Raw genomic sequence first — 24,822 nt, 5'->3', positions numbered from 1 at the left:
TGCTCGTCCCCTGACCGGATCCGTTCCGGCGAGGGCGGGCAGGGCCCGCGGCCATTCCTGGTCGTTCGATCGCGCACGTGTGTGCGCGTGATCACAACTCAACAGACCCGTCGGGGCCCATGCGGCCCCGTCGTACCGCCAAGTGTCATATAGCGGACACTTCGCCGAAAGGAATCCCACAGTGCTCATTGCACAGCGCCCCACCCTGACCGAGGAGCCGATCTCCGAGCACCGCTCGCGCTTCGTCATCGAGCCGCTCGAGCCGGGCTTCGGTTACACCCTCGGCAACTCGCTGCGCCGCACGCTCCTCTCCTCGATCCCCGGCGCGGCTGTCACCAGCATCCGCATCGACGGCGTCCTCCACGAGTTCAGCACCGTTCCCGGTGTCAAGGAAGACGTCACCGAGATCATCCTCAACATCAAGAGCCTGGTCGTCTCCAGCGAGCACGACGAGCCCATCACGGCGTACCTGCGTAAGCAGGGTGCCGGTCAGGTCACCGCGGCGGACATCTCCGCTCCGGCCGGCGTCGAGATCCACAACCCGGAACTCGTCATCGCGACCCTGAACGACACCGCGCGCTTCGAGCTCGAGCTCACGATCGAGCGTGGCCGTGGCTACGTCTCGGCGACGCAGAACCGTTCCGAGTTCAGCGAAGCCGGTCAGATCCCGATCGACTCGATCTACTCGCCCGTCCTGAAGGTCACCTACCGCGTCGAGGCGACGCGTGCCGGTGAGCGCACGGACTTCGACCGCCTGGTCGTCGACGTCGAAGCGAAGCCGGCCATCACGCCGCGCGACGCCATCGCGTCGGCCGGTCGCACGCTGGTCGAGCTGTTCGGGCTCGCTCGCGAGCTCAACACGGCGGCAGAGGGCATCGAGATCGGCCCCGCGCCGGTCGACGCCGTGCTCTCGAACGAACTGCAGACCCCGATCGAGGACCTCGACCTGTCGGTCCGCAGCTACAACTGCCTGAAGCGGGAGGGCATCAACACGGTGTCCGAGCTCGTCGCCCTGTCGGAGACGCAGCTCATGAACATCCGCAACTTCGGTCAGAAGTCGGTGGACGAGGTCAAGGACAAGCTCACCGAGCTCGGCCTGTCCCTCAAGGACACCGTCCCCGGATTCGACGGCGCCCACTTCTACAGCGGGTACGACGAGGACGAGTCCAACAACTGACCTCGCGCTCACGCGCAAGCGCGCTGACACCGCGCGCACCACTTTCACCACTGGAGAACTGACATGCCGAAGCCCACCAAGGGCCCCCGCCTCGGTGGCGGTCCCGCCCACGAGCGCCTGCTCCTGAGCAACCTCGCCAACGCCCTCTTCACGCACGGTCGCATCACGACCACCGAGACGAAGGCCAAGCGCCTCCGTCCGGTCGCCGAGCGTCTCATCACGTTCGCGAAGCGCGGCGACCTGCACGCGCGTCGTCGTGTGATCAGCATCCTGCGCGACAAGTCCGTCGTGCACACGCTGTTCACCGAGATCGCCCCCCAGGTCGAGGACCGCCAGGGCGGTTACACCCGCATCACGAAGCTCGGCTTCCGCAAGGGCGACAACGCCCCGCTGGCGTCGATCGAGCTCGTCCTCGAGCCCGTCTCGAGCACGCCCGCTCCGGTCAAGCGCAACTCGGCTCCGGCCGCTGCTGCCGCCCCGGTCGACGAGCCCGCCGCCGACGAGACCACCGAGGAGGCCCCGGTCGAAGAGACCGAGACCACCGAGGAGTCCGCCCCGGTCGAGACCGAGTCCGAGACCGAGGCTGCTGCCGAGGTCGAGGCCGACGCCGCCGAGAAGTCGGACGACGCCGACACCAAGTAGTCCGGTGCCCTCCGGGGCGCTGCACCACCACGAGGAAGCCCCCGCGACCCAGGTCGCGGGGGCTTCCTCGCGTCCGAGGCTGGTCGTGCACACCGACTGCTCGGCGTACCGTCACGGGCCGGGTGCGACGGAAGGAAGTCATGGCGTTCCAGCACGTTGCGGGTCTGGGGACGAGGGTCTGGCGGTGGAGCCGGACCTCGGGCACACAGCCGCGCCTGCTGCACGCCGGCAAGGCCGCCGCTGCTGCAGTCATCGCCTGGCTCGTGGCGCAGCACATCCCGGGCGTCGCGGCCGAGTACCCGTACTACGCACCACTCGGCGCCGTCGTCGCGATGCAGACCACGGTGTTCGCGGGCATCCGGAGCGGCGTGCAGACCCTGGTCGGGATCGCCCTCGGCATCCTCATCGCCGCGTTCACGATGTGGGTCGGCGACCCCGGCTTCCTCGCGATCGCGCTGGCGGTCGGCGTCGGGGTGCTCGTCGGCGGGTTCCGCGTGCTGGGCGAGGGCAGCTCGTGGGTGTCCACCGCGGCGCTCTTCGTCCTGCTCGTCGGCGGCGCGCACGCCGAGGGCTACTCGCTCGGGTACCTGGTGCAGATGGCCGTGGGCGTCGTGGTCGGGCTGCTGGTCAACTTCCTGGTGTTCCCGCCGCTGCACTTCTGGGACGCCGAACACCGCATCGACGCGGTGAACGGCGTGCTGGCGGACCACCTCGACGGGCTGGCAGCCGTGCTCGAGGAGGGCAAGCGCGACGAGAAGGCGTGGGACCACCAGCAGGACCGCCTGGACCGTGCGATCGCGGACGTCCGGTCACGGGTGGCGATCGCGCACGAGAGCCGTCGGCTCAACCCCCGCGGTGCCCTGCGCGGGTCGCGAGCACGGCTCCAGAAGGACGGCGGACGTTTCCGCGCACTGGAGCGGGTCGCCTGGTACACGACCGACCTCACCGAGCTCGTCGCACGCTCCGGCCCGGTGTCCGAGGGCGTCGGGCGTCCCGACCCCGCGTTCGCCACCCCCATCGCCGAGGCACTGCGGAAGATCGCCAGCACGATCCGCGGCGACTCCCCGGAGGACCAGGCCGAAGAGGCCATCGCACGACTCGAGAGCGCGCTCGACGCATCGCGCGAGAACCCCTCGCACGTCGCGGTCACCTCGGCCGCGCTCGTCGCCCTGCGCGGGATCGTCGAGTCCGAGCGACGCGCCACCGACGACCTCGACACCCGGACCGGTCCGTCGGCGTTCGGCCGTCCGCGCGGCTGAGCGGGTACGGGCGGCCGCCGTCCGGCAGACCGAGCGCGGGCCGGGAGGCACGGATCACCCCCGCTACGGTGGTCACGTGGACGAGACGGTCGGCTTCCAGGACCCCGACAGCACGGGCGACGTGCGGCTCCGGCTGGACATCGCCTACGACGGGGCGGCGTTCTCCGGGTGGGCCCGGCAGCCCGGGCTCCGGACCGTCCAGGGCGCCCTCGAGGCCGCACTCGCCACCGTCTTCACCCGCTGGGGCGAACCGCCGTTGCTCACCGTCGCCGGACGCACCGACGCCGGGGTGCACGCCACCGGGCAGGTCGCGCACCTGGACCTGTCGGCGGAACAGTGGGCAGCGCTCACCGCCAAGCGCGGGACGGGCCGGTCACCGCTCGACGGGCTGCTCAAGCGGGTCAACGGCATCGCGGCACCCGAGGGGGACGTCGTCGTGACCGGTGCCTCGGTGGCGCCCGCGGGGTTCGACGCCCGGTTCTCCCCGCTCTGGCGCCGGTACGAGTACCGGATCGCGGACGCCGACGCCCCGCGCGATCCACGTCGTCGTGGGCACACGGTCTGGCACGCGGCGCGGCTCGATCCGGCAGCGATGGAGCGCGGTGCGCTGACGTTACTCGGGCTGCACGACTTCGCGACGTTCTGCAAGCCGCGCGAGGGGGCGACGACCATCCGGACGTTGCAGCAGTTCCGCTGGGACCGCGAGCCGGACGGCGTGCTGGTGGCGCGCCTCCAGGCCGACGCCTTCTGCCACTCGATGGTGCGGGCCATGGTCGGCGCGACCATCGCCGTCGGCGAGGGCCGCTTCGGCCCCGACCGCCTCGAGGAACTGCGCGCCGCCGAGGAACGCACGAGCGCCTTCAAGACGGCGCCGGCGAAGGGACTGACCCTGACCGAGGTGGGCTACCCGGCGGACGCGGAGCTCGCGGAGCGGGCGGAGCAGACCCGGGCCCGACGGTCGGTGGACGGTACCGTCGAGGGATGAGCCCGCGCGAACCCCGTTCCGTCGTGTCCGTCGCCCCCGGAGTCGTCTTCGTCGAGGGCCCCGTGTCCAACTGGGTGGTGCTGGCGGAGGAGGACGGCGTCGCGCTGATCGATGCCGGCTACCCGGCCGACACCGACCTCGTGTTCGACACCGTGCGAGCCGCCGGGCACGACCCGGCCGACCTCCGTCGCGTCTACGTGACGCACGGACACGTCGACCACATCGGGGGCATCCCCGGGATCCTCGAGCGGTACCCCGACGTCGAGGTGCTCGCCCACGCCGACGAGCTCGCCAACGTGCGCGGACCGGAGCGGCAGCAGGTCACCCCGGCGGAGATCGGCGGCCGGCTCGCCAGCCCCCGCGTGCTCGCCTGGCTGGCGCGGGCGATCCGCTCCGACGCCCTGCGACCCACGACCGTGCCGTCCGCTCGCGCGTTCACCGGTGCGGACTTCGCGGGTCGGGCGATCGCACCGTTCCCGGCCGTCGGCCACACCGACGGCTCGACGGCCTACCTGCTGCCCGCGGCGGACGCGATCGTCACGGGCGACGCGGTCGTCAGTCGGCACGACACCCAGCCGGGGTCGTGGGCCCCGCGGCCGCGGATGATCACGCCGTTCTTCACCGCCGACCAGGACCGCGCGCTCGAGTCGGCACGGGCGCTGCCGTTCCCGGCGCTCGTGCTGCCGGGACACGGACCGGCCGTCCGACGCGTGGGCGGGACCTGGCTGCCGATTGGCTGATGCCGCCGATCGGCTGATGTTGCCGAACGCAATCATTTACCTCGACGCAACCTGAACGACCCCGCAGGTCGGTAGCGTGCGGGCATGGCCAACACCCTCGGGCGCACTCTGCTGTGCGCCACGGCGGCCGCGACGCTCCTCGCGGCCCCACTCGTCACCGTCACCGCAGCGACCGCGAACCCCGAGGGGACCGACCTCGTCATCGAGGAGGCCTACCTGAAGGCGGGGAGCAAGGGCGCGTTCTACAACGAGAAGTTCGTCGAGATCGGCAACCCGACCGACGCCGCCGTGTCGCTCGACGGCTGGTCGCTGCAGTACCGGTCCGCCACGGGCACCGGCACGTTCTCGGCCAGTGCACTCCAGGGCACCGTGCCGGCGAAGGGCACGTTCCTGGTGTCGATGGCGGGCAACGGCGGGGCCACCCCGGCCGGCGAGGACCTGCCCGCCGCCGACGACACCGCGACGCTCAACCCCTCGGGCACCACGGGCACGCTCGTGCTGTCCGACGCCACGGCACCCCTGGCGCTCGCCGCCGGACCCGTCACCACCGGCACCGACGGCGTGGTCGACCTGCTCGGCTACGGCGCCTCGAACACGTTCGAGTCGGCCGTGCGCACCGTGACCGGGGACAACTCCGTCCCGAACGGTCTGGTCCGTCAGGGCACCACGGACACCGACGTCAACGGTGCGGACTTCTCCGTGACGACGACGCTCACCCCGCGGAACGCCGCGGGCGAGACGACGGCACCGACCGAGCCCACGGACCCGACCGACCCGGGTGACGGCGGGACCCCCGCGCCCGGCACCCCCGCCGAGACGGTGACCATCGCCCAGCTGCAGGGCACCACAAGCACCTCGCCGTACGCCGGCAAGAACGTCACGACCGACGGCGTCGTCACCGCGGTCTACGGCACCGGCGGCTTCAACGGCTACACGATCCAGACCCCCGGCACCGGCGGCGCCATCGACCTCGGCGCCCACACCGCGTCCGACGCGGTGTTCGTCTTCTCGTCCGCCACCGCCGGCCTGGTGCACGAGGGCGACCACGTCCGGGTCACCGGTGCCGTGTCCGAGTACTTCGGCCTGACCGAGCTCACGGTGTCAGGCGCCTCGTCGCTGCAGCAGCTCGACGACACCGTCGCGGCACCGCAGCCCGCCGCGGTCGCGTTCCCGTCGTCCGACGCCCAGCGCGAGTCGCTCGAGAGCATGCTCGTCGCTCCGCAGGGGGCGTACACCGTCGCCGACAACTACACGACGAACCAGTACGGCGAGGTCGTGCTCGCCAGCGGCACGAAGCGCCTGGTCCAGCCGACCGAGGTCGGCCGACCGGGCAGCGCCGAGGCGAAGGCCGTCGAGGCCGACAACGCCGCGCGCAAGGTCACGCTCGACGACGGTGCGAGCACCAACTTCCTGACCCAGGCGAACCAGGGCATCCCGGTGTCGTGGCTCACCCAGGGCCCGGTCACGGTCGGGGCCGCCGCCACCTTCACCGAGCCGGTCGTCCTCGACTACCGCAACAACGGGTGGAAGTTCCAGCCGACCGCGCCGATCACGGGTGCGACCCCGGCCGCCGACCTGCCGGCGTCGTTCTCGAAGGTGCGCCAGTCGGCACCGCAGGACGTCGGTGGCGACCTGAAGCTCGCCGGCTTCAACGTGCTCAACTACTTCCCGACCACGGGCGACGAGCTCACCGGCTGCAAGTACTACACGGACCGTGCCGGTGACCCCGTCACGGTGAACTCGGGCTGCGACGCCCGCGGTGCCGCCGAGCAGGAGGACTTCCTGCGCCAGCAGGTCAAGATCGTGAAGGCCATCAACGGCCTGGACGCCGACGTCGTCTCGCTCGAGGAGATCGAGAACTCCGTCCGCTTCGGTCAGGACCGCGACGCCGCCGTGGCCACCCTGGTCGACGCGCTCAACGCCGCCACCGGCCAGGACACCTGGGCCTACGCGAAGTCCCCGGCCGTCGTGCCCGCGAGCGAGGACGTCATCCGCCTCGCCCTCATCTACAAGAAGGACCGCGTCGAGCCCGTCGGCGAGTCGACGATCCTGCTCGACGACGCGTTCACGAACGCCCGCCAGCCCGTCGCGGACGCGTTCCGCCCGGTCGGCGGCACCGCGGACGACGACTTCCTGGTGATCGCGAACCACTTCAAGTCCAAGGGCTCCGGCACCGGCGAGAACGCCGACCAGGGCGACGGGCAGGGGGCCTCGAACGCCGACCGCGTCGAGCAGGCGAAGGCCCTCGTGACCTTCTCCACCGACATGCAGGAGCAGTACGGCACCGACAAGGTGTTCATGCTCGGCGACTTCAACGCCTACAGCAAGGAGGACCCGGTGGTCGTCCTCGACGAGGCCGGCTACACCGACCTCGGCCCGGCGCTCGACAGCACCGAGTACTCGTACGTGTTCTCCGGCCTGAGCGGCTCGCTCGACCACGTGTTCGCGTCGGAGGCCGCGCTCGAGACGGTCACGGGCGTGGACATCTGGAACATCAACTCGGTCGAGTCGGTGGGCCTGGAGTACAGCCGCTACAACTACAACGCGACGAACCTGTACACCGACGACGTGTACCGGGCGAGCGATCACGACCCGATCCTGGTCGGGTTCGACCTCGACGCCGCGGGCACCGACCCGGGCACGGACCCGACGCCGGTGCCGACCCCGACCCCGACTCCGACGCCGACCCCGGTGCCGAACCCGACGCCGACGCCGACCCCGACGCCGGTGCCGCCGGTCGACGGGATCACCCCGCCGGTTGTTCCGGTGGCGCCGTCGGAGTCGCTGTTGACGGAGGCGAACCGTGGCGGGGTGTCGGCTCCGGCGTCGGCTCGTGCGGGGGAGACGATCACGGTGACGGTCGGGACTGCTTCTGCCGGTGACACGGTGAACGTGTGGTTGTTCTCGGAGCCGACGCTGGTCGGCACGGCTGTGGTCGCTGCTGACGGGACGGTTCGGGTGACGATCCCGGCGGACACGGTGGCTGGTGCGCATCGTCTGGCGGTGACGGCTGCTGACGGGAGTCTGATCGGGTGGACCCCGATAACGATCACCACGGATGGGCAGCTCGCGTTCACGGGTGCTGCGGGCCTCGGTGCCGGTGCGCTGGTGGCGTTCCTGCTGCTCGCGGTGGGCGCGGGCGTGCTGATCGTGCGTCGCCGCAGGACCGCGGCCGCTGCGGAGTAGTCCCCACGCCCCACGGGCGCACTTGGTGAGCAGGAACGGTCGGGTTCGCACAGCGGACCCGACCGTTTCTGCTCACCATGCGCGGTGGGCGCGACCGCGCGGCGGACTGGAGGCGCGGTGCGGGGCCGCCCCGCGCCTCCAGGCCGCCAGTCGGCCGCGTTTGACCGACGTACCCCGCGTCGGCTAGGCTCTCACCTTGGTCTGTGCGCCCCGCGCGCGGACAGTCAGATGAGCCCTCCAACCGAGGTGTTCCCCGTGCTTCTGCCCGTGGAACTCCCGACCGGAGTGGGATTCACGGACTCCTCACCTCGACACGAAAGCAGCACTCCTGTGACTCGCACGTTCTCACCGAAGCCGGCAGACGTCCAGCACGACTGGATCGTCATCGACGCCACCGACGTCGTCCTCGGCCGTCTCGCCACCCACGCCGCGGCGCTCCTGCGCGGCAAGCACAAGGCCACCTTCGCCCAGCACATGGACATGGGTGACTTCGTCATCATCGTGAACGCCGACAAGGTCGCCCTGACCGGTTCGAAGCTCGCGAAGAAGGTCTACTACCGTCACTCGGGTTACCCGGGCGGCCTGACGGCGACCTCCTACCCGGAGATGCTCGAGAAGCACCCCACCCGCGCCGTCGAGAAGGCGATCCGCGGCATGCTGCCGAAGAACACCCTCGGCCGCGAGCAGCTCAAGAAGCTGAAGGTCTACGCCGGCGCGGAGCACCCGCACGCCGCGCAGCAGCCCAAGCCGTACATCTTCGACCAGGTCGCACAGTAGTTCCGGCCACGACGACTTCAAGGACACAGAAAACTCATGGCTCAGATCGCTGATTCCCTCGACCAGACCCCGGAGAGCTTCACCACGGAGAGCGCACCCGCCGCTGCCGAGGCCGCTCCCCGTCAGATCCTCAACGTCTCCGGCGGTGCCGTCGGGCGCCGCAAGGAGGCCATCGCGCGCGTCCGGCTCGTCCCGGGCTCCGGCACGTTCGTCGTGAACGGCCGCACGCTCGAGGACTACTTCCCGAACAAGCTGCACCAGCAGCTCATCAACGACCCCTTCAAGGTGCTCGAGCTCCTCGGCTCGTACGACGTCGTCGCCCGCATCACCGGTGGCGGCCCCTCGGGTCAGGCCGGCGCGCTCCGCCTCGCCATCGCCCGCACCCTGAACGAGATCGACCGCGAGAACAACCGCGCGGCCCTCAAGAAGGCCGGCTTCCTCACCCGTGACGCCCGCGTCATCGAGCGCAAGAAGGCCGGTCTCAAGAAGGCCCGCAAGGCTTCGCAGTTCTCGAAGCGCTAGTCGTCACCGGCTGAAGATCGCAATGCCGCGTCTGTTCGGTACCGACGGGGTTCGTGGTCTCGCCAACGGCGAGCTGACGGCCGCGCTCGCACTGGGTCTTGCCCAGGCGAGCGCGGCCGTCCTCACACACGGACACCATGCCGACGCCCGCCGGGCGTCGGGTCGACCGCGCCCGCGCGCGGTCCTCGCGCGTGACCCGCGCGTCTCCGGCGAGTTCCTCGGTGCCGCCGTCGCGGCCGGGCTCGCCTCGGCCGGCGTCGACGTGCTCGACGCCGGGGTCATCCCCACCCCCGCCGCGGCGTTCCTCGTCGCGGACATCGACGCCGACTTCGGCGTGATGATCTCCGCATCGCACAACCCCGCTCCCGACAACGGGATCAAGTTCTTCGCCACGGGTGGCCGCAAGCTGCCGGACGAGGTCGAGGACCGCATCGAAGCGGCCATGCACGACCACTCCGCACCCACCCCCACCGGCATCGACGTCGGGCGCATCTCGCGGTTCGCCGACGCCGAGGACCGCTACGTGGTGCACCTGCTCGGCACGCTGCCGCACCGGCTCGACGGCATCCACGTCGTGCTCGACTGCGCCAACGGTGCCGCCGCCGGCGTCTCGCCCGAGGTCTTCGTCAACGCGGGTGCCCGCGTGACGCTCATCGGCGCCGACCCCGACGGCTGGAACATCAACGACGGCGTCGGTTCGACCCACATCGACAACCTCGCCCGCGCGGTGCTCGAGCACGGTGCCGACGTCGGCATCGCGCACGACGGGGACGCGGACCGCTGCCTGGCGGTCGACGCCGCGGGCAACGCGATCGACGGTGACCAGATCATGGCGATCCTCGCGCTGTCCCTGCAGGAGCGCGGACGGCTGAAGGACGACACCCTCGTCGCGACGGTCATGTCGAACCTCGGGCTGAAGCGCGCCATGGCCGACGCGGGCATCACCGTGATCGAGGCCGGCGTGGGCGACCGCTACGTGCTCGAGAAGATGACCGAGGGCGATTACTCCATCGGTGGCGAGCAGTCCGGCCACATCATCTTCAACGAGTTCGCCACCACGGGTGACGGCATCCTGACCGGGCTGCACCTGGTCGCCGAGATGGCGCGCACGGGCAAGACCTTGCAGGAGCTCGCCTCGTGCATGACGGTGTTCCCGCAGGTGCTGCTCAACGTCCGGGGCGTCGATCGTCACGGGCTCGCCGACCAGGGCGTGCAGGACGCCATCGCCGCCGCCAGTGAGGCGCTCGGGGACAGCGGCCGTGTGCTGCTCCGTCCGTCGGGCACCGAGCCGGTCGTTCGCGTCATGGTCGAGGCCGCTTCGCAGGACGATGCCCAGCGCATCGCCGAGGAGCTCGCCGCCGTCGTGCAGGACCGCCTGGCGCTCGACGCCGCGTAGGGTCCCCTCCGCAAGACACCGGTGTTCGCCGGTTGAACACGCGCAGAACGCGGTTCAGCTCGCGAACACCGGTGTTTTGCGCTGCCCTGCTGGCTGCGCTGCCCCCCAGCTCAGATCTTGCGGAGCAGGACCGAGTTCACCTTGTGGTTCGCGCCCTTCTTCAGCACCAGCGTGGCGCGGGAGCGCGTGGGCAGCACGTTCTCGATCAGGTTCGGCTCGTTGATCGCCCGCCAGACCTCGGTCGCCGTGCGGACCGCGTCCTCACGCGAGAGCGAGGCGAACCGGTGGAAGAACGAGTCGGGGCTCGAGAACGCCTCTTCCTGCAGGGCGAGGAACCGGTCGACGTACCAGGACTCGATGTCCTTCGTCTTCGCGTCCACGTAGATCGTGAAGTCGAACAGGTCGGACAGCGCGAGCCGCCCGTGCACCGGGGGCGCCAACACGTTGAGGCCCTCGACGATGAGCACGTCGGGCTGCCGGACGACGATCTCGGCATCGGGCACGATGTCGTAGACCAGGTGCGAGTAGTACGGCGCGCGGACCTCGGTCGCCCCGCTCTTCACCTGGCTCACGAAGCGCAGCAGGGAACGGCGGTCGTACGACTCCGGGAAGCCCTTGCGGTCCATGATCCCGCGGCGCTCGAGCTCGGCGTTCGGGTACAGGAAGCCGTCGGTCGTCACGAGCTCGACCCGAGGGGTGTCCGGCCAGCGTTTCGTCAGCTCGCGCAGCAGGCGGGCGACGGTGGACTTGCCGACCGCGACGGAGCCCGCGACGCCGATGACGAACGGCGTACGTCCGGCGCGCTCCCCGAGGAACCGGCTCGTCTCGGCGTGCAGGTTGCGCGCACCTGCGGCGTAGAGCGTGAGCAGGCGGGACAGCGGCAGGTAGACCTCCTGCACCTCCTGCATGTCCAACCGGTCGCCGAGACCACGCAGCTGCACGACCTCGGTCTCGGTGAGCGACAGGTGCTCCTTCGGGGCGAGCTGGGACCACTCGTCACGCGGGATCTCCACGAACGGGGTCGGGTGCGCGACGGCGGTCTCCGAGAACGGCATGGGATCGAGCGTACAGACGGGAGGCCCGGGGCACGTGAGCCGACCGGCTCGCGCGCCCCGGGCCTCCAGTCCATTGCTCGGTGCGCGTCCGCAGGACGCGATGCGTCAGGCGGGGAGGGCCGCCTCGATGGCGGCGACGACCTCGGGGGCGTCCGGCTTCGTGGTGGGGCGGAAGCGCGTGACGGTGCCGTCGGGGGCGACGAGGAACTTCTCGAAGTTCCAGGCGACCCGGCCGGCCTTGCCGTCGGCGTCCGGGGTCTCCTTGAGGGCCTGGTAGAGCGGGTGGGCGCTCTTGCCGTTGACCTTGACCTTCTCGGACATCGGGAACGTGACGCCCCAGGTGGTGGAGCAGTACTCGTCGATCGCCTCGGACGAGCCGAGCTCCTGCAGGAACTGGTTGCTCGGGAAGCCCAGCACCGTGAACCCGCGGGGGCCGTACTGCTTCTGCAGGGCCTCGAGCTGCTCGTACTGCGGGGCGAGGCCGCACCGGGAGGCGACGTTCACGACCAGTACGGCCTTGTCGGCGTAGGCGCCGAACGTGGTGTCCTCGCCGTGCAGCGTGGTGATGGCGATGTCGTCGAAGCGTCCCATGGCCGAAACGTTATCCCCACCCCCGGGACTTCGCAGGGTGGGCGTCCAGGCAGACCGTAGGATCGGTTCCATGTGTGGAATCGTCGGCTACGTCGGCAGCAACAGCAGCCAGGACGTCCTCCTCGGTGGCCTCCGTCGCCTCGAGTACCGCGGCTACGACTCGGCGGGCATCGCCGTCGTCGACCCAGCCGGAGACCTCGTGTCGGCCAAGAAGGCCGGCAAGCTCCAGGCCCTGGTCGACGAGCTCGAGTCGTCGCCGATCCCGGACGGCACGACGGGCATCGGGCACACGCGCTGGGCGACCCACGGTGGCCCGACCGACGGCAACGCCCACCCGCACCTGGCCGACGGCGACAAGCTCGCCCTCATCCACAACGGCATCATCGAGAACTTCTCCGAGCTCCGCGCCGAACTGCAGGCCGAGGGCATCGAGTTCCGCAGCGAGACCGACTCCGAGGTCGCCGCGCACCTGGTCGGACGCGCCTTCCGCGACACCGGTGACCTGACCGCCGCCATGCAGCAGGCCGTGCAGCGGCTCGAAGGGGCCTTCACGCTCCTCGTCGTGCACGCCGACCAGCCCGGCGTCGTCGTCGGTGCCCGTCGCAACTCGCCCCTGGTGGTCGGGCTCGGCGACGGTGAGAACTTCATGGGCTCGGACGTCGCCGCCTTCGTCGCCTACACGCAGCGCGCGCTGTCGATCGGGCAGGACGAGATCGCCACGATCCGCCCCGACGGCGTCGACGTCATCCACTTCGACGGCACCCCGGCCACGCCGAGCGAGTTCGAGGTCAACTGGGACGCCTCCGCCGCCGACAAGGGCGGCTGGAGCTCGTTCATGGCGAAGGAGATCAGCGAGGAGCCCGAGGCCGTCGCGAAGACGATCCTCGGTCGCGTCCACGACGGCGCCGTCACGCTGACCGACCTCGACCCGATCGCCGAGCGCCTGGCGACCGTCGACCGCGTCATCGTGATCGCCTGCGGTACCGCCGCCTACGCCGGCATCCTCGGCAAGTACGCCATCGAGCAGTGGGCCCGCATCCCGGTCGAGGTCGAGCTCGCGCACGAGTTCCGCTACCGCGACCCGGTGCTGAACGAGCGCACCCTGGTCGTCTCGATCAGCCAGTCCGGCGAGACCATGGACACGCTCATGGCCGTCAAGTACGCCCGCGAGCAGGGCGCGCAGGTCCTGTCGATCTGCAACACCCAGGGCGCCACGATCCCGCGTGAGTCCGACGCCGTGATCTACACGCACGCCGGGCCCGAGGTCGCCGTCGCGTCGACCAAGGCCTTCATCGCCCAGGGCGTCGCGCTCTACCTGCTCGGGCTGCACCTGGCGACGCTGCGCGGCACGCTCACCACCGAGCAGATCGCCGAGCAGGTGGCCGAGCTCGAGGGGCTCGCCCCGAAGCTGCAGCAGACCATCGAGGACGCCGCCGGCATCAAGGATCTGGCGCGCTGGATGGCGGACACCCGGAGCGTGCTGTTCCTCGGTCGCCACGTCGGCTACCCGATCGCGCTCGAGGGGGCCCTCAAGCTCAAGGAGCTCGCGTACATCCACGCCGAGGGCTTCGCCGCCGGTGAGCTCAAGCACGGCCCGATCGCCCTGATCGAGCCGGGCCAGATCGTCTTCGTCATCGTGCCCTCGCCGCGCGACCCCCGATCGCTGCACCCGAAGGTCGTCTCGAACATCCAGGAGATCCGCGCCCGCGGTGCCCGGGTGATCGCGATCGCCGAAGAGGGCGACGCAGCGGTGCTGCCGTTCGCCGACGAGGTCCTGCGGATCCCGCTGGCGACCCCGCTGTTCGAGCCGCTGCTCGCCGTGGCACCGCTGCACATGTTCGGCATGGAGCTCGCCGCGGCCAAGGGCCTCGACGTCGACCAGCCACGCAACCTCGCGAAGTCGGTCACCGTCGAGTAGTCGCGACGGTGATCATCGGGATCGGGGTCGACGTGGTCGACCTGGAGCGGTTCGAACGGGTGCTGGAGCGCACACCGGCGATGCGGGCGCGGCTGTTCACGCCGTCCGAGCAGGTCCGTGACGGCGAACCCCGGCCGATCGCGTCCCTCGCTGCGCGGTTCGCGGCGAAGGAAGCCCTGATCAAGGCCTTCGGGTCGAGTGCCGGGCTCAGCTGGCAGGACCTCGAGGTCGTGTCCGACGACCAGCGGAACCCGTCGCTCACCCTGCACCAGGGCGCCCGGCAGGTGGCGGACGCGCGTGGCGTGACGAGCGTGCACCTGTCGCTCTCGCATGATGGAGGGATCGCGACCGCGTTCGTGGTCCTGGAAGGAACAGACGTGGTCCTGGAAGGAACGGTCCGGTGAGTGCGTTCACCGGCATCACCGTCGATCGCGGAGCCCTGATCGAGAACTACGCGACGATCGCCGACCGGGTCGCACCGGCCGGGGTCATCGCCGTCGTCAAGGCGAACGCCTACGGCCACGGGGCCCTCGACGCCGCGCAGGCCTTCGTGGACGCCGGAGCCGAGTGGCTTGGGGTCGCCGACATCGACGAGGCCGTCGCGCTCCGTCAGGGCGGCATCGACGAGGGGGTCCGGATCCTCGCGTGGCTGCACGCCCCCGACGAGGACTTCCGTCGCGCCGCGCAGTTCGACGTCACGCCCGCGGTGTCGAGCGTCGAGCAGCTCTCCGCAGCAGCCGACTCCGACGTCCGCGCCGTGCACCTGTGCGTCGACACCGGCCTCAGCCGCAACGGTGCGGTCGAATCCGAGTGGGCCGAGCTCTTCGCGACCGCCGGCGCCCTGGCCCGCGGCGGCAACCGCACCCGGGTCGAGGGGCTCATGTCCCACCTGTCGAACGCGTCGCGCACCGACGACCTCGACCAGGACGCCGCACTGCAGCGGGCGCTGGACGGCCTCGCCGCGAACGGCATCGTGCCGGACGTGGTGCACCTCGCCGCGAGCGCCGCGAGCATCGCCGTGCCGGAGACCCGCCACGACCTGTCCCGCGTCGGGCTCGCCCTGTACGGGCTGAGCCCCTTCGACGGTCGCACCTCGGCCGACCTGGGGCTGCGCCCCGCGATGCGCGTCACCGCCGCCGTGCTCCGCACCGTGCCGGTCGCCGCGGGCGACGGCGTCTCCTACGGCTACACGTGGCGCGCCGAGACGGACACCCGTCTCGCCGTGATCGGCCTCGGCTACGCGGACGGCTTCGACCGCGACTTCGGCAACCGGGTCTCGGTGCGGATCGGCGACCGGACGTTCCCGGTGGTCGGACGTGTCGCGATGAACGCCATGCACGTCGACATCGGCGATGCCGACGTCCAGGTCGGTGACGAGGCGGTGCTGTGGGGCGACCCCGCGAACGGCGACCCCGCCGTCGAGGACTGGGCCGACGCCATCGGCACGATCAACTACGAGGTGGTCGCCCGGATCGGCCGCAGCGTGGAACGGAGGACGACGTGAGCTCCGCACCGCTGCGTCAGGCGCGCATCGACCTCGACGCCTACCGGGCCAACCTCGACCGTGTCCGCGAGTGGATGGACCCGGTCGCCGTGATGGCGATCATGAAGGCCGACGCCTACGGGCACGGCCTCGAGCCGATCGCGCTCGCCGCCGTCGACGCCGGCATCCGCTGGATCGGCGTGCTGACGGTGCCCGCGGCCCTGCGGCTGCGCTCGATCGGCGTCGGCGAGGACGTCCACCTGTTCACCTGGCAGCACGACCCCGACCTGGACTTCCGTGACGCCATCGACTCGGCCGTCGACCTCGGCGTCTCGAACGTCGCCGAGCTGCAGCGCATCATTGACGCCGTCGACCAGCGCCCGGCCCGGGTGCACCTCGGCGTCGACTCCGGCCTGCACCGCGACGGCGCGACCCCGGCGGACTGGCCGGCGCTCGTCGAGCTCGCCCGGGACGCCCAGCGGAACGGCCGCATCGAGGTCGTCGCCGCGTACACGCACCTGGCCGAGGCGTCCGACCACGAGGACAGCGCCGCGGTCGCCGTGTTCGACGCCGCGATCGAGATCGCCGAGGACCTCGGGCTCGACGTCCCGATGGAGCACGTCGCCGCGTCGCTCGCGGGGCTGGAGCGCAAGGAGTTCCGCAAGGACATGGTCCGGATGGGCGCGAACCTGTTCGGCATCCCCGGAGCCGACGGGGTCTCGGCGGCCGACCTCGGACTCGAGCCGGTGATGACCCTGACCGCGTCGGTCGCGAAGACGAAGCGCGTCCCCGTCGACACCGGCGTCTCCTACGACTACACGTACCGCACGGCGACCGAGACGACCCTGGCGCTCGTGCCCGTCGGGTACGCCGACGGCGTCCCGCGTCTGGCGCAGGGCCGCATCGAGGTCGCGATCCGCGGAAAGCACTACCCGATCGCCGGCCGCGTCGCGATGGACCAGTTCCTGGTGGACGTCGGCGAGGACGACGTGCAGACCGGCGACACCGTCGTGCTGTTCGGCACCGGCGAGCACGACGAGATGACCGTGCTCGAGTGGGGCGCAGCGCTCGAGACCATCGGCGAGGAGATCGTCTGCCGGATCGGCAGCCGTGTGCCCCGGTTCTACGAGGGCCACGACATCGAGGGACGGGTCGGGGAGTACCTGCGGGGCGAGCGGCCGTGACCGAGTTGCCGCACGTCCTGCTCGACACCACCGTCGGCGGCACCGAGGCGATGGGGGAGCTCGGGGCCCGGTTGGCCGCGGTGCTGCGCGCGGGGGACCTCGTCGTGCTGACCGGGCCGCTCGGTGCCGGCAAGACGACCCTGACGCGCGGGCTCGGCGCTGCACTCGGCGCGCGCGGCCAGGTGTCGAGCCCGACCTTCGTCCTCGCCCGGACGCACCCGACGACCGCCGGCCCCGACCTGGTGCACGTCGACGCCTACCGTCTGTCCGACCCGGTCGAGCTGGACGACCTCGACCTCGACTGGGACGCCGCCATCGTCGTCGTCGAGTGGGGTCGCGGCATGGTCGACGGCATCAGCGACAGCGTGCTCGACGTCGAGATCACCCGGGCCACCGGCGCCGACGCGGCCGACCACGGTGTCGACGACGACCTCGATCCGGACGACGTGCCCGACGAGCCGCGCCGGGTCGTCGTCACCGCGACGGGGCCGCGCTGGACGGGCGTCGACCTCTGACCCTGCAGCGCGTGGACACCGGTGCGGTCGACGACCTCCGCACCTTCCTCGTCGGTGCCGACCTGACCGTCGCCGGGCTCGACCGTGCTGGCCACGACCGTGCCGGTCTCGAGCCGACCGTCCGGCTGTGGGTCGACCGTGCCGAGGACGGCCGTGTGGTCGGCAGCACCGGGTACGAGACGAGCGCCGACGGCGTCCACGTGCTCGTCCGCAGCGTGGCGGTCGCGCCGCAGCTCCGGGGGCTCGGCCACGGCACCCGGCTCGCGCGCTTCGCCGTCGACCACGCCGCGGTCACGGGCGCGCGACGGGCGTGGCTGTTCTCGCGGCGCTCCGGTCCGTTCTGGCAGTCGCTCGGGTTCACCCTCGCCGACCGCGACGACCTGGCGGCCGCCCTGGCCGCCACCCACCAGGTTCGGTCGTTCCGGCGGACCGGGCAGCTCGCGCGCGAGGTCGCCTGGTCCCTCGACCTGACCGCGGTGTGAGCCGGCGCGGCCGGGCGACAGCGGGTGTCCCGGTACCACCCAGCCGGCTCCGGGAGGATGCGGTGTGCCGACGCTCATCGTGACCGCCCACCCGGACCCCGACTCCCTCACCCACCACCTCGCGGCTCGCCTGCGGGACGCCCTGCCCGCGGGGACGGTGGAGACCGCCGACCTGGCGGCCGAGGGGTTCGACCCGCGCTTCACCCTCGCCGACCGGCAGACCTACCGGACCGGCACGGACGCGCTGGCCGACGTCGTCGCGGAGCAGCAGCGCATCGACCGCGCCACCGACCTCGTCCTCGTGTTCCCGGTCTGGTGGTGGTCCGTGCCCGCGGTGCTCAAGGGGTGGATCGACCGCGTGTTCGTGAACGGCTGGGCGTTCGACGTCGACCCGGACGGCGGCATCCGTCGGGCGCTCGAACGGCTCACTGTCCACCTGGTGCCGATCGCGGGCGACGACGCCGGCGTGTACGAACGGCACGGGTACGCCGAGGCGCTCCGGACGCAGGTCGAGCACGGCATTGTCGACTTCTGCGGTGCCCGGCGGGGCGCCACCGTGTTCGTGCACGACTCCGAGACCGAGGACGCCGAGGCCCGCGAGCGCGCGGTCGCCGCGGCGGTGGAGGGTGTCCGTCGGGCGGTCGTCGACCGTGCCCCGGCCGGCGACCGGTAGCCTCGCAGCAGATTTGGTCAGCGCGAACGGGGGAACCATGCGCATCGTCCTCGACACCGGCGGCTTCAGCGACGTGGAGGTCGGCACGGTGGACCGTGACGACACCGAGTTGGTGTTCCGGTCGCCCGCAGGAGCGGTCGTGGCACGCCATCCGGTGACCGCCGTCGTCTGCCTGGAGGTCCGGGCGACCGGCCCGCGGTCAGCGTCGGCGCCGGTGCCAGCCGTCGCCACGACGTCCGGAGCGGACGACCCGTCGTCCCCGCTGGTGGTCCGGGCTGCACCGACCGGCAACCCGCAGGTCGACGCTGCTCGGCTCGACCGGCCCGCCGCCTACGCGCCGTGGACGCAGCAGGAGGACACCGGGCTCGAGGCAATGACGGCCGCGGGGATGTCCGTGGCGGACGTTGCGATCGTCCTGCGTCGCCAGGACGGCGGTGTGCGGTCCCGGCTGCGGCACCTTCGAGGAGCAGCGGACGAGGCCGCGACGGGTACGGGCGCGACGTCGCCCACCAGCACGGTCCGTTTCGACTAGCCGCGGCCCCCTGACTTGCATGACGGATCGAACGTCCCCGCGTCCCGACGTGCAGGTGCTTGGAAGTTCGATCTGAAGTTATAGGGCAGAGGGCACTTTGCTTATGATGAGGAGATGCGCCGAGAAGACTTCCGATCAGAACGCTTCGGCACACTCGCCACGCGTCCGTTGTCCGAGTGGCCGCACGCCTACTTCTTGCCCGCGCCGTTACCACGTGAGCTCGTCCTCGAGCCGATGACGAACGCCGCAGTGTCCCGCGCGGACATCGCGATCGGTCGGCTCGCCGGGCTCGGGCAGCTCATCCAGGAACCAGAACTCCTGCTCGGCCCGTCCATGGCGCAGGAGGCGCTGGCGAGTTCGCGCATCGAGGGGACCCAGGCGTCACTGAGCGATGTGCTCAGCGTCGAGAACGACGACGAGATCCTCGACGAGGATCTCCGCGAGGTGGACAACTACCTCCGGGCCGCCCGCGAGGGAGTGGCGCTCCTCGCAGATCTCCCCATCACCCAACGGTTCATCTGTTCGCTCCACGAGACCCTGATGCGGGAGGTCCGTGGAGACGAGAAGTCGCCCGGTGAGCTTCGTCGCTCACCAGTGTGGATCGGATCTCCGAACGCTCGACCGGAGACTGCCCGGTTCATCCCGCCGCACCAGGACCACCTTCCCGAGACCCTTGACGACTGGGAGCGTTTCGTCAATGCACCACTGGACTCGATGTCGGTCACGGTGAAGTGCGCCCTGATGCACTACCAGTTCGAGACGATCCACCCGTTCCTCGACGGCAATGGTCGGATCGGGCGCCTCCTGATCGGGTTCTCGCTGATCGCAGACGGCATCCTGCCAGCGCCGATCTTGCACATCTCGGGGTACTTCGAACAACACCGAACCGAGTACTACGAGCGGTTGCAGGCCGTTCGGGAGCGCGGAGAGGTCAACGAGTGGATCCAGTTCTTCGCCGAGGCGGTGACCGTCCGAGCGAATGACAGCGCCGAGCGGATCCGGAAGCTCGTGGAGATCCGCGAGCGATACCGCCTCGCTGCGCGGACGGAGCGTTCGGCGCTCCCCGGGCTCGTCGACGTGATCTTCAAGAACCCCGTCCTCACGGTGGCGTCGGTCCGGAGGGCGCTCGGCGTCTCACAGCCGACGGCATCCGCGTTGCTCCGTCGAGCCGAGGAGTACGGCTGGCTCCGGTCGCTCGGGCGAGCGGGCAGAGGCGGTCGCGAGCGCTGGCGTGCCGACGAGATCTGGAACGCGGTCGCTGGCAGCCTCGACGAGGACTGACTCCTTGCCCCGCCCCGCCTACGATGGACGGGTGCTGCTCGCGATCGACACCTCCGCCGGGACCTCCGTCGCCGTCGTCGACCCGGCCACCGGCCGGGCCCTCGCGACCCGCGACACCGAGGACAGCCGCCGGCACGCCGAGGTGATCGGCCCGTTCCTCGCCGAGACCCTCGCCGAGGCCGGCATCACCGGAGCCGACGTCACCGGCGTCGTCGCCGGCATGGGACCCGGCCCCTTCACCGGCCTGCGGGTCGGCATCGCTGCCGCCCGCACCTTCGCCGCAGCCCGCGGCGTCCCCGTCCTGCCCCTCGTCAGCCACGACGCCGTCGCCCTCGACCAGCGCGATTCGGGCGCCGCCGGTCCGTTCGTCGTCCTCACGGACGCCCGCCGCCGCGAGGTCTACTGGAGCGCCTACGACGCCGACGGCGTCCGCGTGGCCGGCCCCGGACTCGCCAAGCCCGCCGATCTCGACGACGCGATCCGCGCCTCCCGGCCCGCAGCGGTGGGCTGGGACCGCGTGACGGTCGCGTCCATCCCGGCCTGGAGGCTCGGCTCGCTCGCCGCGGACCGGATCGCGTCCGGTGCGGCGTTCGACCAGGACACGCCCCTGTACCTGCGCGACCCCGACGTCACGGTGCCGGGTGCGCCGAAGCGGGTGAAGCAGTGACCCTGCCGGACGGGCTCCGCCTGCGGCGAGCACACCCGCAGGACCTCGACGACATCATGTGGCTCGAGCACGTCTCGTTCCCGACGGACGCCTGGTCAGCGTCGCAGATGTCCGGCGAGCTGTACTCACCGCACGGGTACTACGTCGTGATCGAGACGGCCGACGACACGTCCGCGCCGGTGGTCGTCGGGTACGCCGGGCTCTCGTCGCTCGCGGGCAACCCGGTCGCCGACGTGCAGACCATCGCCGTCGCCGCGGACCAGCGCGGCAAGGGGCTCGGGCGGGTCCTGTTCACGGAGCTGCTCGACGAGGCGCGGCGCCGCGGTGTGCGCGAGGTGTTCCTCGAGGTGCGCGCGGACAACCCCGTCGCGCAGGCGATGTACACGGCGTTCGGGTTCGAGCACATCGCGACCCGGCCGCGCTACTACCAACCGGACGGCGTCGACGCGTGGGTGATGCGGGCGGAACTGCCCGGCCCGGACGCCGAGCGGTCTTCCGACGTCGGACCCATCGGACAGGAGGCCCTCGGTGAGCGCGACTGAACCACTGGTGCTCGGCATCGAGACGAGCTGCGACGAGACGGGCGTCGGCATCGTGCGGGGGAGCACCCTGCTGGCGAACGTGATCGCCTCGAGCATGGACGAGCACGCGCGCTACGGCGGGGTCGTGCCCGAGGTCGCCGCACGGGCCCACCTCGAGGCGATGACCCCGACGCTGCACGAGGCGCTCGAGCGTGCCGGCGTCACCCTCGACGAACTCGACGCCGTCGCGGTGACCGCCGGGCCGGGCCTGGCGGGGGCGCTCATGGTCGGGGTGGGCGCGGCGAAGGCGCTCGCCGTGGCCACGGGCAAGCCCCTGTACGGCGTGAACCACCTGGTCGGGCACGTCGGCGCCGACGTGCTGCGCGAGGACGGCAGCGAGATCGAGCTGCCGACGATCGCGCTGCTGGTCTCCGGTGGCCACACGTCACTGCTGCTGGTTCGGGACCTGGTCGGCGACGTCGAACTGCTCGGCGAGACGATCGACGACGCGGCGGGCGAGGCGTTCGACAAGGTCGCGCGGCTGCTCGGGCTGCCCTACCCCGGCGGCCCGCAGATCGACCGTGCGGCGGCCGACGGCGACCCGACGGCGATCCGGTTCCCCCGGGGACTGACGCTGCCGAAGGACATGGCCGCGCACCGCTACGACTTCTCGTTCTCGGGGCTCAAGACCGCCGTCGCACGGTGGGTCGAGCGCTGCCGTGACGAGGGCCGCGAGGTGCCGGTGGCCGACGTCGCCGCGAGCTTCCGCGAAGCCGTCGTCGACGTCCTGCTGACCAAGGCCCTGAACGCGTGCCGTGACACCGGCGTCGACCGGCTGCTGCTCGGTGGCGGGGTCGTCGCGAACGCCCGACTGCGACAGGTCGCCGAGGAGCGCTGCGCGGCCGCGGGCGTGCGGCTCCGGATCCCGCCGTTCGACCTGTGCACGGACAACGGCGCGATGATCGCCGCCGTCGGTGCCCGACTCGTGGCCGAGGGGCACGCGCCGAGCGACCTCGGCATCGCGGCGGACTCGACCCTGCCGGTGACGACCGTCCAGGTCTGACCAGTTCGGCCCCGGTCCTTCTTCGGGAGCCTGTGGGAGGATTCACACGGGCGTCGGAGAGACCGGACGCCCGAGAGGGGTGGACGGTGTCCGATCAGAACGAGTGGCCGAAGCCGGGCGAGACGCCGAACGGCCCGGCGAACGGACAGCCCGACGGCACGCCCGCCCCGGATGCCCCGCAGGCTCCTGACGCACCGCAGGCGCCGTCGGCCCCGGAGGCACCCCAGAACCCGTACGGCCAGCAGCAGGACCCGTACGCGGCGCCGCAGCAGCAGAACCCGTACGGCGCTCCGCAGCAGCCGCAGAACCCGTACGGTCAGCAGCAGCAGCAGTCGAACCCGTACGGGCAGCAGCAGCAGCAGTCAAACCCGTACGGTCAGCAGCAGAATCCGTACGCGGCACCGCAGGCCTCGTCGAACCCGTACGCGGCCCCGCAGCAGCAGAACCCCTACGCGGCACAGCAGCAGCATGCGTACGGCGCCCCGCAGAACCCGTACGGCCAGCAGCAGAACCCGTACGCGCAGCAGCAGCAGCAGCAGCAGCCCTACGCGTCGAACCCGTACACGTACCAGCCCTACGCGCAGCGCCCGAAGACGAACGTCTTGTCGATCCTGTCGATCGTCTTCGCGTTCGGCGGCATCATCATCTGGCCGATCATCATCCTGACGAGCCCGGCCGGCGCGATCATGGGTCACATCGCCCTCGGCAAGATCAAGCAGACCGGTGAGGGTGGCCGCGGCCTGGCGCTCGCCGGCATCATCGGTGGCTGGATCCTGACGGGCCTGTTCATCCTGATCGTCGCCCTGGTGTGGATCTCGATCGCGAACGCGTCGGACTACTCCGACTACTCCGACTACAGCTCGAACTCCGGCGCCTTCGTCAGCTGACGCAGCCGCTGACGCTGACGCTGCCGCTGGCGCGCTCGCAGCACCGCACGCGGCCCCCGGCCGTCAGCCGACCGTGTCGGTGAGCCGCTCGCACAGGATCGCCGTGTGGCGTCCCTCCAGGCGGGTGAGCACGAGCGTGACGCGACCCGATCCGCGCAACCGCAGCCGCTTGCGGAACTGCGCCGGGTCGACGTCGACGCCGCGCTTCTTGATCTCGACGGTGCCGATGCCGTCGGCGGCGAGCCGTGCGGCCAGTCGCTTGACGTCGAGCGGCATCGTGTCGAGCACCCGGAAACCCTGCGCGAAGGGGGTCGTGACGGCGCGGTCGGACGTGACGTAGGCGATGCCCTCGGACAGCATGTGCCCGTCGAGGCCTCGTGCCAGGTCGCCGATCAGCCGTGCGCGGATCACGGCTCCGTCGGGCTCGTACAGGTAGGCGCCGAGCGGTCCGACCTCGGCGTCGTCGGCGTCGGCCGCTCCGGTCATCTCGGAGATGCCGTGCGCGCCGATGACGGTCGCAGCGCGGCGGATCCCGGGGCGCGCGAGGGGGCCGAACCACAGGGCGAGCTCCACGACCTCGCGGTCGACGGAGGTCCACTGCGCCTCGGCGGTGTCCGGGATCAGGTCGCGGTCGATGCCCGGTCCGAGCTTCACGCCGGTCGGCGTCGTCGTCGCCGCGGCGAACACGGTGTCGAGCGAGGGGGACCAGTCGTCGGGGTCGGCGAGGCGGCGGGTGTCCGAGTGCCCGGAGGTGCGGCGTGCGGGGTCCATCCACACGCCGTCCACCGCGGACAGGTCGAAGGACGCGGCATCGCCGAGCTCCACCCGCGCGTTCGGCCACACCGCGAGGTTGTGGGTCGCGACGGCCGCCGTCACCTCGTCACGGTCGACGGCGGTGACGTCGAGGTCGAGTGCCGCCATCGCCATGGCGTCCCCGCCGATGCCGCAGCCGAGGTCCGCGACACGGGTCAGCCCGGCCGCGGCGAAGCGTCCGGCGTGCTGGGCCGCGACCTGCAGCCGGGTGGCCTGCTCGAGTCCGGCCTCGGTGAAGAGCATGCGGGAGGCGAAGTCGCCGAACTTGCCGCGGGCCTTCAGCCGCAGTTTCGCCTGGGTCAGCACCGCGGCGACCAGTCGGGGATCGTGTCCCTCGGCGCGCAGCCGGGACACCACGCGGACGATCTCGCCGCCGTCGGAGACGCCCGGGGTACGGTCGAGCAGGGCCATCCCGTCGGGGGTCAGCAGTGCGGTGAGTTCGGCGGCGTCCATGCGTCGATCCTCGCAGGTGC

At 71.3% G+C, this 24,822-nt stretch carries 25 protein-coding genes; 22 read left to right on the top strand and 3 right to left on the bottom strand.

The window, feature by feature from the left end:
* Positions 1 to 181 precede the first annotated feature (181 nt).
* The 9 genes from DEJ08_RS16845 to glmM all read left to right on the top strand — a co-directional run bounded on the left by DEJ08_RS16845 (position 182) and on the right by glmM (position 10,684).
* Positions 182 to 1,177: a DNA-directed RNA polymerase subunit alpha gene (locus DEJ08_RS16845; protein ID WP_017885506.1), complete on the top strand. Its 996-nt coding sequence runs from the start codon at positions 182 to 184 to the stop codon at positions 1,175 to 1,177.
* 63 nt (positions 1,178 to 1,240) lie between these two features.
* Positions 1,241 to 1,819 (top strand): 50S ribosomal protein L17, encoded by a 579-nt coding sequence (gene rplQ, locus DEJ08_RS16840; protein WP_071245471.1) that lies wholly within the window; start codon positions 1,241 to 1,243, stop codon positions 1,817 to 1,819.
* A gap of 122 nt (positions 1,820 to 1,941) precedes the next feature.
* Positions 1,942 to 3,078, top strand: coding sequence for an FUSC family protein (locus tag DEJ08_RS16835; protein ID WP_139196613.1), 1,137 nt, complete (start codon positions 1,942 to 1,944; stop codon positions 3,076 to 3,078).
* A gap of 76 nt (positions 3,079 to 3,154) precedes the next feature.
* Entirely contained in the window at positions 3,155 to 4,063 is a 909-nt protein-coding gene (truA, locus tag DEJ08_RS16830; protein WP_258366979.1) for a tRNA pseudouridine(38-40) synthase TruA, read from the top strand.
* Positions 4,060 to 4,803 carry an MBL fold metallo-hydrolase gene (locus tag DEJ08_RS16825; RefSeq protein ID WP_111053732.1) on the top strand — a complete coding sequence of 248 codons (744 nt, stop codon included), beginning with the start codon at positions 4,060 to 4,062 and terminating at the stop codon, positions 4,801 to 4,803. Before truA ends, DEJ08_RS16825 begins: the two co-directional genes overlap by 4 nt.
* Positions 4,804 to 4,887: 84 nt before the next feature.
* Complete coding sequence (locus tag DEJ08_RS16820) at positions 4,888 to 7,989, top strand: ExeM/NucH family extracellular endonuclease (protein WP_111053733.1); 3,102 nt, start codon at positions 4,888 to 4,890, stop codon at positions 7,987 to 7,989.
* Positions 7,990 to 8,319: 330 nt separating this feature from the next.
* The gene (gene rplM, locus DEJ08_RS16815; protein WP_027466717.1) at positions 8,320 to 8,766 is read left to right on the top strand and encodes a 50S ribosomal protein L13; all 447 of its coding nucleotides are present in this window, start codon (positions 8,320 to 8,322) and stop codon (positions 8,764 to 8,766) included.
* 36 nt (positions 8,767 to 8,802) lie between these two features.
* Positions 8,803 to 9,288 carry a 30S ribosomal protein S9 gene (gene rpsI / locus DEJ08_RS16810; protein WP_017885499.1) on the top strand — a complete coding sequence of 162 codons (486 nt, stop codon included), beginning with the start codon at positions 8,803 to 8,805 and terminating at the stop codon, positions 9,286 to 9,288.
* Between the two features lie 22 nt (positions 9,289 to 9,310).
* A complete protein-coding gene (glmM, locus tag DEJ08_RS16805) occupies positions 9,311 to 10,684 on the top strand; it encodes a phosphoglucosamine mutase (protein WP_071406153.1) in 1,374 nt (457 codons plus the stop codon).
* 110 nt (positions 10,685 to 10,794) lie between these two features.
* Here the strand turns inward: glmM and coaA are convergent, their stop codons facing one another.
* Entirely contained in the window at positions 10,795 to 11,739 is a 945-nt protein-coding gene (gene coaA, locus DEJ08_RS16800) for a type I pantothenate kinase (RefSeq protein WP_111053734.1), read from the bottom strand.
* Positions 11,740 to 11,844: 105 nt separating this feature from the next.
* On the bottom strand, positions 11,845 to 12,330 hold the full coding sequence (locus tag DEJ08_RS16795; RefSeq protein ID WP_071245463.1) for a glutathione peroxidase: 486 nt from the start codon (positions 12,328 to 12,330) through the stop codon (positions 11,845 to 11,847).
* A 70-nt stretch (positions 12,331 to 12,400) separates the two neighbouring features.
* Here DEJ08_RS16795 and glmS point away from each other — a divergent pair, with 70 nt between their 5' ends.
* From glmS to DEJ08_RS16730, 13 genes are all read left to right on the top strand, one after another.
* The gene (glmS, locus tag DEJ08_RS16790) at positions 12,401 to 14,248 is read left to right on the top strand and encodes a glutamine--fructose-6-phosphate transaminase (isomerizing) (protein ID WP_111028979.1); all 1,848 of its coding nucleotides are present in this window, start codon (positions 12,401 to 12,403) and stop codon (positions 14,246 to 14,248) included.
* Positions 14,249 to 14,256: 8 nt separating this feature from the next.
* Positions 14,257 to 14,652 carry a holo-ACP synthase gene (locus DEJ08_RS16785; RefSeq protein ID WP_111038494.1) on the top strand — a complete coding sequence of 132 codons (396 nt, stop codon included), beginning with the start codon at positions 14,257 to 14,259 and terminating at the stop codon, positions 14,650 to 14,652.
* Positions 14,649 to 15,752: an alanine racemase gene (gene alr, locus DEJ08_RS16780; RefSeq protein WP_071406148.1), complete on the top strand. Its 1,104-nt coding sequence runs from the start codon at positions 14,649 to 14,651 to the stop codon at positions 15,750 to 15,752. The genes DEJ08_RS16785 and alr (DEJ08_RS16780) overlap by 4 nt, the downstream gene beginning before the upstream one ends.
* Positions 15,749 to 16,915, top strand: a complete 1,167-nt coding sequence (gene alr / locus DEJ08_RS16775; RefSeq protein WP_181438903.1) for an alanine racemase — start codon at positions 15,749 to 15,751, stop codon at positions 16,913 to 16,915. The genes alr (DEJ08_RS16780) and alr (DEJ08_RS16775) overlap by 4 nt, the downstream gene beginning before the upstream one ends.
* Positions 16,912 to 17,430 carry a tRNA (adenosine(37)-N6)-threonylcarbamoyltransferase complex ATPase subunit type 1 TsaE gene (tsaE, locus tag DEJ08_RS16770; RefSeq protein ID WP_181438904.1) on the top strand — a complete coding sequence of 173 codons (519 nt, stop codon included), beginning with the start codon at positions 16,912 to 16,914 and terminating at the stop codon, positions 17,428 to 17,430. The genes alr (DEJ08_RS16775) and tsaE overlap by 4 nt, the downstream gene beginning before the upstream one ends.
* Positions 17,431 to 17,441: 11 nt before the next feature.
* Complete coding sequence (locus tag DEJ08_RS16765; RefSeq protein WP_111032258.1) at positions 17,442 to 17,912, top strand: GNAT family N-acetyltransferase; 471 nt, start codon at positions 17,442 to 17,444, stop codon at positions 17,910 to 17,912.
* Between the two features lie 64 nt (positions 17,913 to 17,976).
* Positions 17,977 to 18,585 carry an NAD(P)H-dependent oxidoreductase gene (locus DEJ08_RS16760; protein ID WP_071406146.1) on the top strand — a complete coding sequence of 203 codons (609 nt, stop codon included), beginning with the start codon at positions 17,977 to 17,979 and terminating at the stop codon, positions 18,583 to 18,585.
* 37 nt (positions 18,586 to 18,622) lie between these two features.
* Positions 18,623 to 19,117: a hypothetical protein gene (locus tag DEJ08_RS16755; RefSeq protein ID WP_111053736.1), complete on the top strand. Its 495-nt coding sequence runs from the start codon at positions 18,623 to 18,625 to the stop codon at positions 19,115 to 19,117.
* Between the two features lie 114 nt (positions 19,118 to 19,231).
* Positions 19,232 to 20,398 (top strand): Fic family protein, encoded by a 1,167-nt coding sequence (locus DEJ08_RS16750; protein ID WP_111053737.1) that lies wholly within the window; start codon positions 19,232 to 19,234, stop codon positions 20,396 to 20,398.
* A 31-nt stretch (positions 20,399 to 20,429) separates the two neighbouring features.
* A complete protein-coding gene (tsaB, locus tag DEJ08_RS16745) occupies positions 20,430 to 21,065 on the top strand; it encodes a tRNA (adenosine(37)-N6)-threonylcarbamoyltransferase complex dimerization subunit type 1 TsaB (protein WP_111053738.1) in 636 nt (211 codons plus the stop codon).
* Positions 21,062 to 21,607 (top strand): ribosomal protein S18-alanine N-acetyltransferase, encoded by a 546-nt coding sequence (rimI, locus tag DEJ08_RS16740; RefSeq protein WP_111046480.1) that lies wholly within the window; start codon positions 21,062 to 21,064, stop codon positions 21,605 to 21,607. The genes tsaB and rimI overlap by 4 nt, the downstream gene beginning before the upstream one ends.
* Positions 21,594 to 22,649 carry a tRNA (adenosine(37)-N6)-threonylcarbamoyltransferase complex transferase subunit TsaD gene (gene tsaD, locus DEJ08_RS16735; protein ID WP_111053739.1) on the top strand — a complete coding sequence of 352 codons (1,056 nt, stop codon included), beginning with the start codon at positions 21,594 to 21,596 and terminating at the stop codon, positions 22,647 to 22,649. The genes rimI and tsaD overlap by 14 nt, the downstream gene beginning before the upstream one ends.
* A gap of 86 nt (positions 22,650 to 22,735) precedes the next feature.
* The gene (locus tag DEJ08_RS16730; protein WP_181438905.1) at positions 22,736 to 23,536 is read left to right on the top strand and encodes a DUF4190 domain-containing protein; all 801 of its coding nucleotides are present in this window, start codon (positions 22,736 to 22,738) and stop codon (positions 23,534 to 23,536) included.
* A gap of 63 nt (positions 23,537 to 23,599) precedes the next feature.
* On the opposite strand, the gene DEJ08_RS16725 is transcribed toward DEJ08_RS16730, so the two are convergent.
* Positions 23,600 to 24,802 carry a class I SAM-dependent methyltransferase gene (locus tag DEJ08_RS16725; RefSeq protein WP_111053741.1) on the bottom strand — a complete coding sequence of 401 codons (1,203 nt, stop codon included), beginning with the start codon at positions 24,800 to 24,802 and terminating at the stop codon, positions 23,600 to 23,602.
* Between the last annotated feature and the right edge of the window lie 20 nt (positions 24,803 to 24,822).

The sequence above is a fragment of the Curtobacterium sp. MCLR17_054 genome (genome assembly GCF_003234335.2).
In the GTDB taxonomy this organism is placed as follows: Bacteria; Actinomycetota; Actinomycetes; order Actinomycetales; family Microbacteriaceae; genus Curtobacterium; species Curtobacterium flaccumfaciens.
The sequence above is the reverse complement of the archived record's forward strand: the minus strand, read 5'-3'. Positions and strand labels throughout refer to the sequence as shown.